The sequence below is a fragment of the Bradyrhizobium sp. YCK136 genome, assembly GCF_044570075.1.
Classification (GTDB): domain Bacteria; phylum Pseudomonadota; class Alphaproteobacteria; order Rhizobiales; family Xanthobacteraceae; genus Bradyrhizobium; species Bradyrhizobium diazoefficiens.
Genome location: NZ_CP172424.1, coordinates 1,959,491 through 1,974,470 on the forward strand (window position 1 = coordinate 1,959,491; position 14,980 = coordinate 1,974,470).

Consider the following 14,980-nt stretch of genomic DNA (forward strand, 5'->3'; position numbering starts at 1 on the left):
TCATCCCAAAGCCCCGCGCGAAACAGGTTGTCGGGTCTGAGTCAGTTCGCCGCAGCTGGCGTCGCGACAATCCGTTCGCCCACTCGCTTCCAGTTCAGCCCAGCTTCGAACTGCACGCGCGTCAGATGCATGACGCCGTCGCTGATCTGCGGCCACTCGAAACGACCATCGCGGCCAAGGCGCTTGTAGACCAAAACGAGGCCCGTGCCGTCCCATAGCAAAATCTTCAGCCGGTCGGCGCGCTTCGAACGAAAAACCACGATCAGGCCCGAATGCGGATCGAGCCCAAGCGTGTTTTGCACAAGACCGGCCAGCGCGTCGTGCCCGCACCGGAAGTCAACAGGACGCACAGCAAGCACAATCCGCAGTCCCTGCGCCGGAATGATCATGCGCCGCGCTCGATCGCAGTCACGATCTCCGCGATCCGCACCGCCGACACGTCCGCATCCAGGCGGACCGAAACCTTGCCAATCGTAATCTCGACGGGCCCCTCGCTCTTGCCTGACGCCACTGGATCGCTCAGCTCGATCGACACGAAATCCGCCGCGTCGTCCGTGACCAATGCGAGCCGGCCAGCACGCGCCAATCTGCGCCACGTCGTCAACTGCTGGGCCTTCACACCATAACGCCGTGCGACATCACATACCCGGGCGTCGGGCTTCATGCTCTCGAAAACAGCGCGCCCCTTGATCTCCGCAGACCATAACCGGCCTCCAGAACGCGTCCGGCGCGTAAGCTTCCCCACAAAGCCAGCAGCTTCGGCTTCCTCCCCCGATTGTTCCATCGCCTTCAGTCTCCTCTCGGCTCTCTGACAAGCCAAGGATCGCAGAGCGAAAGCCGAAGCGAAACCAGTCAATCAAATGGGAGAAAAGCTCCGCTTACGCTGGATCTCTCCCCTCACAAAATGTGCCATCGCATCACTGGGAAACTTTGACAAGACCTGGCCTACGGCGCTCTCAGCACGCCGTAGCTGATCTGCCGGCGCATCTGTCCAACGATAGTTGACCTCCATTGCCAGAGTCTCAGCCAGGCCCACCAACGCCTTCGGGAAGCCTGGATCGATTTGGAGCGCACGTTCGAAAAGGGCTTGCGACTGCGACAACTGCTCGCGCGAATAGGGTTGGTTGAGCACAGCCCACCCCCGCATCGTGAGATCGACCGCGTCAGGGTTGTTTGGCCGCATAACCTCCGCGTCGCGGCTTTCCTGGTTTGTCAGTTCAAGATCAAGCCGCCGCGCCAGTCGACCGGTGATGATATCCTGAAGCTGCATCGATTTGGACCAGTCACCGTCGACGCGCTCCGACCAGATCTCGGCGCCAGTCCGGGCATCAATCAGCCTGGCATTGATCCGGACCAGTGAGTCCGTTCTGCGCAGGCTGCCGTCAAGGATGTAGCGTACGCCGAGTTCGCGGCCAACGCGCTTCGGGTCAACATTCTTGTAGGCGCGGGCTGTGCTGGGCGCGATCACAAAGCTATCCTCGATCCGTGAAAGATCGGCACTCAGGTCGTCAGTAATACCTTCAGCAAAGTATTCCTGCTCGGATGCATTGCTTAGATTCGTGAATGGCAGCACGACAATCGACAGGCGATGGTTCAACGGCTGCGGCTCGCCTTGATGCATATACCAATAAGCTACGCCGCCGCTCAGAAGAAACAGCAAGGCAATCACTAGAGCCATCCGAGCGCGCCGCGCACGAAGCGCCGGCCACAGGCGGATCGGAAAGCCACCAAACATGTTTGGAAACCAACCAATCTGCGGCGTGTCACGGTGCAGCAACGAGGCCTGTGGGCGTGTTGCTGCATTGCATGGCCGCATTCGATAGACCCGGACCGGACGGGCAATGTTTTTGAGGTTCTGCTCGCCCAGATCGCCGAACTCAACCCCGACCTTGCCTCGGACTTGATCGTAGGCAGAAGACGAGATGCAGATGCCGCCGGGCTCTGCGACGCCCTCAAGCCGCGCCGCAATATTGACGCCGTCCCCAAAAATGTCATGAGGTTCAACAATTACGTCGCCGATATTGATGCCCACACGGAAAGCAATGCGCCTGTCTTCCACATCACCGATTGTAAGTTCATGAATGCTGGTCTGGAACTGCATCGCGGCTCGAACCGCCTCGACCGCGCTCGGAAACTCGGCCAAGAACCCGTCCCCGGTGTTCTTCACGATGTGGCCACCGTGTTCAGCGATTGCCGGCTGGACAGCTTCCGTTAGCAGCGCGCTTAGCTTGGCGTGGGTAGCCTCTTCGTCATTGTGCATGAGCCGCGAATAGCCAGCCACGTCGGCGGCCAGAATCGCCGATAACCTGCGCTCGACCCGGACTGGTCGCTCTTGCACCATGGCCCGCAATCCAACCCGGCACATTTGTACGACGGATCACACGGCTGTGCCAAACGCGGGATGCCTACCTAGAAGTGGATATCGGTCATCGCCATCTAGTCGACACGTCAGCCGCGTTGACCGATGTCCGCTCCGGCTTATCCGAACATTTTCGAAGACGCGACGCTATGTCGTCGAATGGCCCGAACGCGAAGCCCGGGCTGGCTTTGAAATCGTCCGGTTGTCGCAGCAGACCGGACGTGACCGGCGGCGGTCAGGACGGCGCCTGTTGACCTGAATTGGACTTCCTCTGTTCATGGAAAATTGAGTATTTGCTGCGGCATGGGTTGACGCAATAATACGGTACTACCAAAACGTGTGATGTTGACGTCGCCGGTCAGAAACCGAGTTTAGCATGCCGCGATCGGCCGGCCTCTATTTCGCGCTCGGCCATTCCAGCGTGGTCGTGGTCGCGACCATGCTCCTCGCGCTCGGCGTGGTGAGCCTTGGCGGTGACGGCCTGCTCAAAGAGATCGGCAGCTTCATAGGCACCTCGGTGTCGGCGCTGTTCCTGCTGGTGATTGCGGCCATTAACCTCGCCATCTTCGCCAGCCTGTGGCGGACCTTTCGCAAGGCGCGCGAGCAGGGCATTCGTGACGCCGCCGGGCTCGACGCATTGCTCGCTCATCGCGGTATCCTGGTGCGCTTGCTCGGCCCCATGTTCCGCCTGGTGACAAAACCCTGGCACATGTATCCGCTCGGCTTCCTGTTCGGGCTCGGTTTCGACACTGCAACTGAGATCGGCCTGCTCAGCATCTCCACCTCTGAGGCCGCGCGCGGCGCTTCGCTCGCCGACGTCATGGTCTTTCCCGCGCTGTTCGCCGCCGGCATGGCACTGGTCGACACCGCGGACTCGACGCTGATGGTCAGCGCTTATCGCTGGGCCTTCGTCGATCCCATGCGAAAGCTCTGGTACAACCTCACCATTACGGGCGCTTCCGTCGCGGTCGCGCTGTTCATCGGCGGCATTGAGGCACTGGGCTTGATCGGCAACCGGCTCGATCTCTCCGGCGGTGTGTGGACGCTGATCGACGCCCTCAACGAGTCGCTCGCCAATGTCGGCCTCGCCGTGATCGCGTTGTTCGCGATCGCCTGGCTGCTCTCGATCGTGCTCTACCGCCGCCTAATTGCGGGCAGCTCGGGCCTTGCCGACACGGAAGTCCTGGAATGCGCTGATGCGACCGAGGCGGTCTGAGTCTTGCCGACGCTGCGGTCCGCTGACGGTACTCTCGGCCCTCTGGCTCCTCGCGGTTGACGGCAACGCCTTCGCACAGAGCGATGGCGGCCTGCGCGAACTGCCGCCGGTCCAGATTTTTGCCGGCCAGACACCGCGTCACAAGAGGCCGCCCGCGTCGCGGCACGCCGGCACATCGACACGGGCCGGTCATCGGATCTTTGTGTATCCGGCAGCAGCGCCAGCGTCGGGCACCCGCAGCGTCGCCTCCGGCCCAGAGGGGCCGCCGGGCATGGCCAGCGCGCTCACCGTCTCCGGTGAAGAGCTCAACGCGCGCCCCTTCACACGGCCGGGCGAGGTGCTCGAAGCCGTGCCGGGGCTGATCTTGACCCAGCATTCCGGCGAGGGCAAAGCCAACCAGTATTTTCTGCGCGGCTATAATCTCGATCACGGCACCGATCTCGCAATCTATGTCGACGACGTCCCCGTCAACATGCGCACCCACGCGCACGGCCAGGGCTATGCCGATCTCAACTGGCTGATCCCGGAGACCATCAGCGCGATGGACGTGCGCAAGGGCCCGTACTTCGCCGACGAGAGCGATTTCGCCTCCGTCGGCAGCGTGCGCATCGGCCTGATCGACCGCACCGAGAAGGGCCTCGCACAGGTGACTGCCGGCAGCTTTGGCTATCGGCGTCTGCTCGGCATGGACTCCGCGAAGCTCGGTGAGGGCGCGCTGCTCGTCGCCGGCGAGATCGGCACCTACAACGGCCCCTGGGACAATCCGGACAATGTGCGCAAGCTCAACGGTCTCGTGCGTTTTAGCCAGGGCACCGCGACGGATGGCCTGACCGTCACCGGCATGGCCTATGCGAACAAATGGAATTCCACCGACCAGGTGCCGCAGCGCGCGATAACGAGCAGCTTTCTCGACCGGTTCGGCTCGGAAGACCCGACCGACGGCGGAAACACCAACCGCTTCGCGCTCTCAGGCCGCGTCGCGCAGAGCGACGATCTCGGCTCCTGGAAGGCCAATGCCTATGTCGTGAAGAGCCAGCTCGATCTTTTCAACAATTTCACCTATTTCCTCAGCGATCCCGTGCTCGGCGACCAGTTCCACCAGCACGACGACCGCCTGATGGCCGGCGCCAACATCTCCCGTACACTGAACGGCTCGTTTGCGGGCCTGCCGATGCAGACCACGGTCGGCCTGCAATCGCGCTATGACGCGATTGATCTGGCGCTGACCAACACGGTCCACCGCAGCTACCTCTCCAGCGTCCGCAGCGACAAGGTCGGCGAAGGCAGCGTCGGCGTCTACGCCGAAAACACCGTGCGCTGGACCGACTGGCTCCGAGCCACAATGGGCTGGCGCGGTGACTATTATGCCGCCAATGTCACCTCGCTGTTCAATTCCAACAACTCCGGCCGCGTCAATGCCTCGCTCGGCAGTCCGAAATTCCGGATGGTGCTCGGTCCCTTCAACCAGACCGAATTCTTCCTCGGCGCAGGCTACGGCATGCACTCGAACGACGCCCGCGGCGCCACCACGACGGAAGACCCCAGCGATCCCGCCACAAAGCTCTCGCCGTCGCCGCTACTGGTGCGCACCAGGGGCGCTGAGGTCGGCGTTCGCAGCAGGATCATTCCCGGCCTCGACACCTCGTTCAGCGTCTTCATCCTCGACCAGGATTCCGAGATCCTGTTCTCCGGCGATGCCGGCAACACCGAGGCGACCCGCGCCAGCCGCCGCTATGGCTTCGAGTGGACCAACCATTACCGGCCGCGATCCTGGATCGATATCGACGCCGATCTGGCGATGACCCGTGCGCGCTTTCGCGGCTATGACAGCGACCAGGCGGAGGTCTACGCCGCGCTCGCCGGCTATCCGGAGGCGCAGATCGGCAACGCGCCCGGCAACTACATCCCGAACGCGCCGCCGATGGTGGCCTCGGCCGGCATCACCCTGGGCGAGAAGACCGGCTGGTTCGGGACCTTGCGCTGGCGCTATCTCGCCTCCAGCCCGCTGACGGAAGACAATGCGTTCCGCTCGTCCGCGACCGGCATCTTCAACGGCCGCCTCGGCTACCGCGCTCACAATGGCTGGCGCATCCAGCTCGACGTGCTCAATCTGTTCGACGCGAGAGCGAACCAGATTACCTATGCCTATGGTTCGTTGCTCAAGACCGACGCGCTGTACACTTTCTGCACCGGCGGCGTTGCGCCCGCCGCGGTCTGCCGGAACGGAGTGATGGATTACGTGCTGCATCCGGTCGAGCCGCTGTCGTTCCGCTTGACGGTCGCGGGGACGTTCTAGCTAGTCAGGTCGGGAGTCGCGAAAGGTGCGCTCGCCGGTGATGATGGCGGACAGCATGCTCTGGCGCGACATGATTTCTTCGCGCAGCGCGGCGTAGATGTGCAGGATGACGAACACCACGATGAACCACATGCCGAGATGATGGATGGTGTGGACGTCCTGGCTGTTCGGCAAGATCTTGAACACCCAGCCGAAGAAACGATACCACAGGCTGTCGATGCCAGCGCCCTCGGCATAAAGGGCAAATCCGGTCATGATCATCCCGACCATCGCGAGGATGAACAGGAACATCGCGGTATTGGCGAGTGGGTTATGGCCGACATATTTCTTCGGGTAGCGCACCAGGAAGAGATACCAGCGCAGCTCGTATAGAAAACCCCAGCGCCAGATCCGGTTGTAGAACGGCAGCGCGAAGAGTTGCCGTGCATAAGCGTTGCCGACGATCGCCCAGTAGATGCGATAGAGGAAGGCAACGGCAAGCGCCTGTCCCGACGCGAAATGAATGAAGCGGATATAGCCCATTGTGTACCAGTTGGAAGCCTCTCCCGGCATCGACGGCAGCGGCGAGGCGATCAGATAACCGGTGATCACGAGCATGGTGATGAGCGCGGCATTGAGCCAATGCCAGATCCGCACCGACGCTTCGTACACATAGATCGATTGGCGGCTCGTTCCCGCGGCGCCGATCGCATCGAGCGTGCCGGGAATCTCGGAAATCTCAGTCATCGATTGCTCCTGCCCAAAAGCGATCCGACGCAGGAACAAACGAATCAGCTCACCCTTTCCGACAATATCGCGCGCGCTCTCTTGCAAAATCCCCGCCGCGAAAAAAATTCGTACAGCGCTTGATGCGCCGCACGATGCGTCGAAATGGAAACATGTTTTATCTCATGCTGGAAATTCGCCTTTCAGGCCTTGCTTGAAACTGCTTGCGGTTTCTTCATCGCAAGCGGCGCGGTCGTTCAATTTGCACGCGGCGCAACGCTGAGCGTCGCCGCGTTGGAGGCTTCGTTCGCTGCGGAGCAACAGTTTTCGATTTACCGATGATTAGGGGAGTGGCCGCATCGTCGCATCATTGCGAGCTTTCCGAGAACGGGTATTGCGAAATGAATCTGAGCTTCGTTGCACGCGTTTTTGCCCGGGATGGGCAGTCGATGTCAGACCTGTTTCACGGCCATGGGCGAATGAACGCCGCCGCCATGAGTCTTCCTAAGAGCGAGCCGGTCTTCGCCAACGTGTCGATCCGGGCAAAGATCATGATCGGCTTTGCGGTCGTGCTGCTGCTGTCGGCCGTCACCATGGCCGGCGCCTGGTTCGGCTATGAGAAGATCCTCGACGGCTTCGGTGTCTACCGGGTTAGCATGTCAGAGTCCGACTACGCGCGCGAGATCGACAGTTCCCTGTCCGCCTATCAGAGCAACGCGCGCTATTTCGCCATGGCTGGCACCAAGGAGGCGGAATCTGCGGCCGAGGAGGCGAGGCGAAGGCTGGAAGGAGCCATTACCGCGGCCAAGACCGAGACCGCCACCTTGAGCTGGCAGCAGTCCATCAAGGAGCTGTTCGAGGCCTATCGCGCCTATACCGACGCCTTCAACAAGGTGCTGGCCTTGCGGTCGGAGATCAGCCGGTCGGGTACCGTGATGGAAGATCAGTCGCGTGCGATCAAATCCATCCTTGCGGATGCGAAGGTATCGCCCGGCGATGCTGATGAAATCGGAGGCGCGCTCAACCGCTTTGAGGTCGTTGATCTGCTCGCAACCGCCGAGCTGAAGCGCCATGATGACGCGCTGGCGCAGGCCGCCGCGCAACGCCTCGAGACGATCAAGCGCCTGGTCGATCGCGGCGCGTTGCGCTCGATGGACGCCATCGGCGAGAAGGCGCTTGCCGATCGTCTCGCCTTCTATGGCGAAAGCGTCGCACGCGTCGTGGCGTCCGCGCAGGAAATCGACCGCCTCGTGGAAAGCATGTGGAAGCTGCGCCATGGCCTGTCGGGGGCGGCGAGCTCGCTCAAGCGCGTGGCACTGGCCGAGCAGGCCGAGGCTGAAAAGAAGACGTCGGAGCAGATCGCCAGCGGCCAGTCGGTCGAAGTGGCGCTGGCGCTGGCATCGATCGCCATCGGCCTCGTGCTGTCCTTCGCTGTCGGACGCGGCATTGCGCGTCCCGTGATCGCCATGTGCGCTGCCATGACGGAGCTCGCCCGCGGCAGGCACGAGATCGTGCTGCCGGGCCTCGGCCGCCGCGACGAGGTGGGCAAAATGGCCGGCGCCGTCGAGATGTTCAAGCGCCAGGCGATCGAGCGCACCGAGCGGGAGGCGGCCGAGATCGAGGAGCGCAACAGGTCGGCAGCGGAGCTTCGCCGTTCGGAGCTGACGCGATTTGCCGGCACCTTCGAGACCGCGGTCGGCGACATCGTCAACGACATATCGAGCTCGGCCCGGCAACTGGAAGCCGCCGCCTCGGCGCTGTCGCGCAATGCGGAAGCGACCGGCGACTTGACGACAGCGGTGGCTGGCGCTTCCCGGGAAGCGGTCGGCAGCATCCGTTCGGTCGCCGCCGCCGCCGAGGAACTGTCGCTTTCGATCAACGAGATCCGCTCACAGGTGCGCAACTCCAACGACATCTCGGAAAGTGCGGTGCAACAGGCGCGGGACACGGACGTGCGCATTGCCGCATTGTCCGAGGCCTCGCACCGGATCGGCGACGTCGTAAAACTGATCACGGCGGTCGCGGAGCAGATCAATCTGCTGGCGCTCAACGCCACGATCGAAGCGGCGCGTGCAGGCGATGCCGGCCGCGGTTTTGCGGTGGTGGCCTCTGAGGTGAAATCGCTCGCCAGTCAGACGGCGCGCGCCACGGAGGAGATCGGCGCGCACATCCAGGGCATGCAGCAGGCGACGGGTGAATCGATCGCGGCGATCAGGACGATCGCCGGCACGATCGGGGAGATCTCGTCGATATCAGGCTCGATCGCGACCGCCGTCGATCAGCAGACGGCGACGACGCAGGAGATCGCGCGCAGCGCCCAGCATGCGGCCTCCGGTACCGGTCAGGTCTCGACCAATCTCGAACAGGTCAATCGCGAGGCAACCGAGACCGGCGCGGCCGCCTCCGCCGTGCTGCAATCGGCCCGCGGCCTGACCGAGGCCAGCCAGCGCCTGCGCGTCGAGCTCGACGGATTCATGGCCAATGTTGCCGCAGCCTGAGGTCGGCCTATCGTGCCAACGGGTGATTGCAAGAGCATGGGTGTGTTGTGGTAGTGAATGGCGAGGTTCGCGGTACACCGCGGCCTGAGAGCGCCTACCCAAGGGACCACCGATGAACCGTGACCTCGATCTCGCCGGTTTTGAGCTGCACCCGCAGCGTGGTGCGGTGCTGGGCGAGGTGCATGCCCGCCCGTTCACCCGGCTGACGGCGCCGCTCACCGTGCTGCGCTTTGCCTTTCTCAGCCAGGGCGAGGTTGCCGCCGCCAATCGGCAGAAGTTCGTCGCGTTCTGCACGTCGCACGGGCAGGAGCCGCCGGATGAAGGAACGAAACATCATCAGGTCGCTATCGGCGCGATCCAGCTGCGCTGGGAGCAGCACTCGGAGTTCACCACCTTTACCTGGATCCTCGGCAACGCGGATACGTCCGCTCGGAGTTTCGGCGAGATCGGCGATGGGCCCGCCGCATTGATACGCTCCCTGTCGCAGTCCGGCCAATTGCTGGTCGCGGTCAAGCTCGGGGTCGAGCAAACCTCGGCGGCGCTGGAGCGTGCCCAGGAGGTTTTCGAACGAGGCAGCCTCGCGATGGCGGCGGTCCGCAGCGGATCTGCCGTGGTCGCCTCCGACTTTCGCGCGGACGACCATGGTTTTGTTCGCATCCTCATCTGCAACGACGGCCTGTCGCCGGGCCGCTTGGGCGCTCTGGTGCAGCGCGTGCTGGAGATCGAGACCTATCGCACGCTGGCGTTGCTCGGCTTGCCGGCTGCGCTCGAACTCGCACCATCGGTCGATCAGATCGGGCGCCGGCTGGTCGAGGTGCTCGAGGAGATGCAGGGTGCGGAGGGCCTCAAGCTCAACAATCACCTTCTGACCGAGCTGACCGCGCTCGCCGCCTCGCTCGAGCGCGGCGCCGCCGGCAGCCTGTTCAGGTTCGGGGCCAGCCGGGCCTATTACGACATCGTGCAGGCTCGCCTTGGGGTGATCGAAGGCGGCGAGATCGCAGGCTATCCGACCTGGTCGTCGTTTCTCGCCCGCCGGATGGCGCCGGCGATGCGGACCTGCGCCGCCCTGGAGGAGCGTCAGGCCAATTTGTCGATCAAGCTTGCGCGCGCCGCCGACCTCCTGCGCACCCGCGTCGACGTCGAATTGGAGGAGCAAAATCGTGACCTCTTGCGTTCGATGAACGAGCGCACCAAGCTGCAATTGCGCCTGCAAAGTACGGTCGAGGGCCTGTCGGTGGCAGCGATCGGCTATTACGTCGTCAGCCTGTTCGGGTATCTTGCCAAGGGCGCGCATGACGGCGGCGTACATGTCGAGCCGTCGCTGGCGACCGCGCTGTTCGTGCCGGTCGCTATCGGCGTCACCTGGATTGTCACGCACCGGATTCGCCAGCGGCACTTGAAGCATGACGGCGCGACGTCGGGCGGGCATGATTGAGATCCCTCAAGCCAGAGCCTTGCTCTTGTGCTACGAGCGACGGATGCTTGCGGGCTAAGGAGGCCATGAGCCGATCGGAAGGGACGACCAACGTGCTTTGGCTGCAGGGGGCCAGTTGCGGCGGCTGCACCATGTCGATCCTCGAGAGCGGCGCCTCTGGCTGGTTCGACGAGCTCAGGCAGTTCGGCATCAACCTGCTGTGGCATCCGTCGGTCAGCGAAGAGACCGGTGAGGAAGCAGTCGAGGTGCTACAGTCCGTGCTGGATGGCAAGGTGCGGCTGGATCTGCTCTTGCTGGAAGGCTCCGTCGCCCGGGGGCCGAACGACAGCGGCCGCTTCAACATGCTCGCGGGGACCAACCGCTCGATCTATCGCTGGATGCTCGATCTGGCGCCGTGCGCCGACTATGTGATCGCGGTCGGAAGCTGCGCCGCCTATGGCGGCGTGCCGGCCGCCGGATCGAACCCGACCGATGCCGTGGGATTGCAGTTCGAAGGTTCCGATAGCGGCGGCGCTCTGGGCGCGGGCTTCCGTTCGCGCCTCGGTCTGCCCGTCATCAATGTCGCGGGTTGCGCGCCGCATCCGGGCTGGATGATGGAAACCATCCTGGCACTGACCGCCAAGGATCTTGCCGCGACCGATCTCGACGCTTACGGACGACCGAAATTCATAGCCAATCATCTCGCCCATCACGGCTGTTCGCGCAACGAGTTCTACGAGTTCAAGGCGAGCGCCGAGACGATGTCGGAGCGCGGCTGCCTGATGGAGCATCTCGGCTGCAAGGCGACGCAGGCGGTCGGCGACTGCAATCAGCGCTCCTGGAACGGCGGCGGCTCCTGCACCAAGGGCGGCTATGCCTGTATCGCCTGCACCTCGCCGGGATTCGAAGGGGCGCAGAACTTCCTGGAGACCGCCAAGCTCGCCGGCATTCCGGTTGGTTTGCCGACTGACATGCCAAAGGCCTGGTTCGTCGCGCTCGCGGCATTGTCGAAGTCCGCAACGCCCCGGCGCGTGCGGCTGAATGCGACCGCCGACCACGTCGTCGTGCCGCCGGGCCGTTCGACGGCCAAGGGCAAGCCATGACGCGGATCACGATCGGCCCGTTCAACCGTGCTGAGGGCGATCTCGAAGTCCGCCTCGACGTCGAGAGCGGCCGCGTCATGCGCGCCGAGGTGACGGCGCCGCTCTACCGGGGCTTCGAACAGATCCTGGAGGGCCGGCCGCCGCTCGACGCGCTGGCGCTGGCGCCGCGGATCTGCGGCATCTGCTCGGTCTCGCAATCGGTTGCGGCCGCTGCCGCCCTGCGCGACGGCATGGCCATAGAGGCTGCGCCCAATGGCTTGCTTGCCACGAGCATTGCGCATGCGGCGGAGAACGCAGCCGACCATCTGACCCACTTCTATATCTTTTTCATGCCCGACTTTGCCCGCGAGGCCTATGCGGCGCACGGCTGGCACGCGGAGACGCGCGAGCGCTTTGCAGCAACCCGCGGCAGCGCAGCGCGCGATGCCCTGCCGGCGCGGGCACGGCTGCTCGAGACCATGGGCATCATCGCCGGGAAATGGCCGCATAGCCTCGCGTTCCAGCCAGGAGGCACGACGCGCGCCATCGACCTTGGCGAGCGCGTCCGGCTGCTGTCGATCACGACGGCCTTTCGAAGCTTTCTCGAGCGTGTCGTCTTCGCGGACTCGCTCGAGAATGTGCTGGCGATTGCCTCCGCGGACGAGCTGGATAGCTGGCGCGACGGCCGCGGCGGCGATTTCGCCCATTTCCTGCGGCTTGCGGACAGTCTTGCGTTGACCGGGCTCGGCCGGGGCACGGGCTTGATGATGAGCTACGGCGCCTATCGTGGCGTCGACGGCGAGTTGTTTCCGCGCGGCCTGTTCGGCCCGCGCGCCGCGGTCGAACCGCTGCCCCTGACGCAGATCACCGAGGACGTCTCGCACGCCTGGATGCGGGAGTCCTCTGCGGACCCAGCACATAGCAGCACCGTCCCCGATCCCGACAAGCCGGCGGCCTATAGCTGGTGCAAGGCGCCGCGGCTGTCGGGCCAGCCGATCGAGGTCGGCGCGATCGCGCGCCAGACGGTGGCCGGTCAGGCGCTGATCACGGATCTGGTCGCGCGCGATGGCACCAACGTGCGCAGCCGCGTGATCGCGCGGCTGATCGAGACCGCGCGCATCGCGCTGGCCATGGAGCAGTGGACGCGCGCGCTGCGATTGTCGGAGCCATTCTGCAACAATGCGCGCGAGATCCCCGACGGAAGCTATGTCGGGCTCGTCGAAGCCGCCCGCGGCAGTCTCGGGCACTGGATGGCGGTAAGCCAGGGTAGGATCGAGCGCTACCAGATCATCGCGCCGACCACTTGGAATTTCTCGCCGCGCGATTCCTTCGACGTCGGCGGCCCGCTGGAGCAGGCGCTGGTCGGCACCGATGTCGGCGACGCCGGCCCACGTGCGGTCGCGATCCAGCACATCGTGCGCTCGTTCGATCCCTGCATGGTGTGCACCGCGCACTGACCGGAAACTTCGTTGCCGGCTGCAAATCGAATTGTTTCCGCTTCTCGTATCTCCAGCATCCTCGTGTACCGCTCCTGCGAGCAATTCAAACACCCAACGTTCTGGAATCTCTCCACTTTTGAATCGCTCCAGGCTGTTGGCCTGCTTCTTGCTGTCCTTGGGGTCATCGAAAAGTCAAAGCGAAGGCGGGAGGATACATGGGCGCGGCGACGGAAACGTTTTACAGCGTGATCAGGCGGCAAGGCATCACGCGTCGGAGCTTTCACAAATTTTGCAGCCTGACGGCGACGAGTCTCGGGCTCGGGCCGCTGGCGGCGAGCCGTATCGCGAACGCGCTCGAGACCAAGCCGCGCGTGCCCGTGATCTGGATGCACGGCCTCGAATGCACCTGCTGCTCCGAGAGCTTCATCCGGTCCGCGCACCCGCTGGTCAAGGATGCCGTGCTGTCGATGATCTCGCTCGACTATGACGACACCATCATGGCGGCCGCGGGTCACCAGGCGGAGGCCATCCTCGAGGAGACCCGCGCCAAGCACAAAGGCCAGTACATCCTCGCGGTGGAAGGCAATCCGCCGCTGAACGAAGGCGGCATGTTCTGCATCGACGGCGGCAAGCCGTTCGTCGAGAAGCTCAAGATGATGGCCGAGGACGCGATGGCGATCATCGCCTGGGGCGCCTGCGCGTCCTGGGGCTGCGTGCAGGCGGCAAAGCCCAATCCGACACAGGCGACCCCGATCGACAAGGTCATCACCAACAAGCCCATCATCAAGGTGCCGGGATGCCCCCCGATCGCCGAAGTGATGACCGGCGTCGTCACCTTCATCACCACCTTCGGCAAATTGCCCGAGCTCGACCGCCAGGGCCGGCCGAAGATGTTCTACTCGCAGCGCATTCACGACAAGTGCTACCGCCGTCCGCATTTCGACGCCGGCCAGTTCGTCGAGGAGTGGGACGACGAGGCCGCCCGCAAGGGCTACTGCCTCTACAAGATGGGCTGCAAGGGCCCGACGACTTACAACGCCTGCTCGACCGTGCGCTGGAACGGCGGCGTGTCCTTCCCGATCCAGTCGGGCCACGGCTGCATCGGCTGCTCCGAGGACGGCTTCTGGGACAAGGGCTCATTCTACGACCGTCTCACCAACATCAAGCAGTTCGGCATCGAGAAGAACGCCGACCAGATCGGCATGGTGGCGGCGGGCGCCGTCGGCGCCGCGGTGGCCGCGCATGCGGCCGTGACCGCAGTGAAGCGGCTCGCGACCAAGCGCGAAGACGCCGACCACAACAGCTGAGCGAAGAGAAACACTAGTACCCGGAATCAGAGCTGAGTGATACGGCGGCCTTTGAAACGGCGTTGACGGACCTTTTTCTTGGTCCAGACGAAGGGCTCGGCTCTGTCGTTGTATGCGTTGACGTAGGCATCGATGTGTTCCTGAAGCTGCTTGAGGCTCGTGAAGGAGGTGCCGCTGAGCGACTGCCCCTGCAAGATGGAAAACCATACTTCGACCTGATTGAGCCATGACGCACTTGTCGGCGTGAAATGAAATTGCACGTTGGGGTGGGCCTTGAGCCAGTCCTCGTTCTTTTTATGGGTGTTGAGGTTGTCGAGGATGACGTGAAGCTTGCGGTTCGGAAAAGCCGCGGTGACGCTGTTCATGAAATCGAGAAACTCGACGCGGCGCCGGCGTTTTGAATGGGTCGCGATGATCTTTCCGGTGGCGACTTCGAGCGCCGCAAACAATGTTGTGGTGCCATGCCGCTTGTAATCGTGGCTTTGGCCGGTCAAGGCGCGGCCATTGGGCAACTTCAGATAACCCTGCGCTCGCTCCAAAGCCTGGATCGAGGGCTTCTCGTCCACGCACAGCACAATGGCCTTCGCCGGCGGCGCGACATAGAGGCCGACAACATCGGCGGCTTTGGCCGTAAAGTTCGGGTCGTTGCTCTCGCACCAGGACG

11 protein-coding genes and 1 pseudogene are annotated in these 14,980 nt (G+C 63.6%); 7 read left to right on the forward strand and 5 right to left on the reverse strand.

Annotation, left to right across the window (positions count from 1 at the left end):
* Positions 1-41: 41 nt before the first annotated feature.
* From tnpB to ACFLEY_RS09245, 3 genes are all read right to left on the reverse strand, one after another.
* Positions 42-389, reverse strand: coding sequence for an IS66 family insertion sequence element accessory protein TnpB (gene tnpB / locus ACFLEY_RS09235; protein ID WP_396604617.1), 348 nt, complete (start codon positions 387-389; stop codon positions 42-44).
* Positions 386-784 carry a transposase gene (locus ACFLEY_RS09240; protein WP_082757112.1) on the reverse strand — a complete coding sequence of 133 codons (399 nt, stop codon included), beginning with the start codon at positions 782-784 and terminating at the stop codon, positions 386-388. Before ACFLEY_RS09240 ends, tnpB begins: the two co-directional genes overlap by 4 nt.
* A 72-nt stretch (positions 785-856) precedes the next feature.
* The gene (locus ACFLEY_RS09245; RefSeq protein ID WP_249163470.1) at positions 857-2,341 is read right to left on the reverse strand and encodes an adenylate/guanylate cyclase domain-containing protein; all 1,485 of its coding nucleotides are present in this window, start codon (positions 2,339-2,341) and stop codon (positions 857-859) included.
* Positions 2,342-2,735: 394 nt separating this feature from the next.
* Between ACFLEY_RS09245 and ACFLEY_RS09250 the strand changes: the two genes are divergently transcribed.
* Positions 2,736-3,575: a HoxN/HupN/NixA family nickel/cobalt transporter gene (locus tag ACFLEY_RS09250; protein ID WP_249163471.1), complete on the forward strand. Its 840-nt coding sequence runs from the start codon at positions 2,736-2,738 to the stop codon at positions 3,573-3,575.
* Positions 3,556-5,871 (forward strand): TonB-dependent receptor, encoded by a 2,316-nt coding sequence (locus tag ACFLEY_RS09255; RefSeq protein ID WP_211434394.1) that lies wholly within the window; start codon positions 3,556-3,558, stop codon positions 5,869-5,871. The genes ACFLEY_RS09250 and ACFLEY_RS09255 overlap by 20 nt, the downstream gene beginning before the upstream one ends.
* Here ACFLEY_RS09255 and cybH read toward each other — a convergent pair whose 3' ends face one another.
* Positions 5,872-6,597 carry a Ni/Fe-hydrogenase, b-type cytochrome subunit gene (gene cybH / locus ACFLEY_RS09260; RefSeq protein ID WP_060912689.1) on the reverse strand — a complete coding sequence of 242 codons (726 nt, stop codon included), beginning with the start codon at positions 6,595-6,597 and terminating at the stop codon, positions 5,872-5,874.
* Between the two features lie 473 nt (positions 6,598-7,070).
* Here cybH and ACFLEY_RS09265 point away from each other — a divergent pair, with 473 nt between their 5' ends.
* The 5 genes from ACFLEY_RS09265 (at position 7,071) to ACFLEY_RS09285 (ending at position 14,316) form a co-directional block, all read left to right on the forward strand.
* Entirely contained in the window at positions 7,071-9,074 is a 2,004-nt protein-coding gene (locus ACFLEY_RS09265; protein WP_396604618.1) for a methyl-accepting chemotaxis protein, read from the forward strand.
* 112 nt (positions 9,075-9,186) lie between these two features.
* Positions 9,187-10,509 carry a DUF3422 domain-containing protein gene (locus tag ACFLEY_RS09270; RefSeq protein WP_060908782.1) on the forward strand — a complete coding sequence of 441 codons (1,323 nt, stop codon included), beginning with the start codon at positions 9,187-9,189 and terminating at the stop codon, positions 10,507-10,509.
* Between the two features lie 65 nt (positions 10,510-10,574).
* The gene (locus ACFLEY_RS09275) at positions 10,575-11,591 is read left to right on the forward strand and encodes a HupU protein (protein WP_060911514.1); all 1,017 of its coding nucleotides are present in this window, start codon (positions 10,575-10,577) and stop codon (positions 11,589-11,591) included.
* Positions 11,588-13,027, forward strand: a complete 1,440-nt coding sequence (locus tag ACFLEY_RS09280; RefSeq protein ID WP_060908781.1) for a nickel-dependent hydrogenase large subunit — start codon at positions 11,588-11,590, stop codon at positions 13,025-13,027. Before ACFLEY_RS09275 ends, ACFLEY_RS09280 begins: the two co-directional genes overlap by 4 nt.
* A 197-nt stretch (positions 13,028-13,224) precedes the next feature.
* A complete protein-coding gene (locus tag ACFLEY_RS09285) occupies positions 13,225-14,316 on the forward strand; it encodes a hydrogenase small subunit (RefSeq protein ID WP_011089680.1) in 1,092 nt (363 codons plus the stop codon).
* A 26-nt stretch (positions 14,317-14,342) separates the two neighbouring features.
* Here the strand turns inward: ACFLEY_RS09285 and ACFLEY_RS09290 are convergent.
* Positions 14,343-14,978, reverse strand: a pseudogene (locus ACFLEY_RS09290) (IS630-like element ISRj1 family transposase); the annotation flags it as partial.
* Positions 14,979-14,980: the final 2 nt, after the last annotated feature.

Bases quoted from the DNA above. Each gene is read 5' to 3' on its own strand.
- ACFLEY_RS09250 (WP_249163471.1), top strand. From the start codon at position 2,736: ATGCCGCGATCGGCCGGCCTCTATTTCGCGCTCGGCCATTCCAGCGTG.
- ACFLEY_RS09240 (WP_082757112.1), bottom strand. From the start codon at position 784: ATGGAACAATCGGGGGAGGAAGCCGAAGCTGCTGGCTTTGTGGGGAAG.
- tnpB (WP_396604617.1), bottom strand. From the start codon at position 389: ATGATCATTCCGGCGCAGGGACTGCGGATTGTGCTTGCTGTGCGTCCT.
- ACFLEY_RS09265 (WP_396604618.1), top strand. From the start codon at position 7,071: ATGAGTCTTCCTAAGAGCGAGCCGGTCTTCGCCAACGTGTCGATCCGG.
- ACFLEY_RS09275 (WP_060911514.1), top strand. From the start codon at position 10,575: ATGAGCCGATCGGAAGGGACGACCAACGTGCTTTGGCTGCAGGGGGCC.
- cybH (WP_060912689.1), bottom strand. From the start codon at position 6,597: ATGACTGAGATTTCCGAGATTCCCGGCACGCTCGATGCGATCGGCGCC.
- ACFLEY_RS09280 (WP_060908781.1), top strand. From the start codon at position 11,588: ATGACGCGGATCACGATCGGCCCGTTCAACCGTGCTGAGGGCGATCTC.
- ACFLEY_RS09285 (WP_011089680.1), top strand. From the start codon at position 13,225: ATGGGCGCGGCGACGGAAACGTTTTACAGCGTGATCAGGCGGCAAGGC.
- ACFLEY_RS09255 (WP_211434394.1), top strand. From the start codon at position 3,556: ATGCGACCGAGGCGGTCTGAGTCTTGCCGACGCTGCGGTCCGCTGACG.
- ACFLEY_RS09245 (WP_249163470.1), bottom strand. From the start codon at position 2,341: ATGGTGCAAGAGCGACCAGTCCGGGTCGAGCGCAGGTTATCGGCGATT.
- ACFLEY_RS09270 (WP_060908782.1), top strand. From the start codon at position 9,187: ATGAACCGTGACCTCGATCTCGCCGGTTTTGAGCTGCACCCGCAGCGT.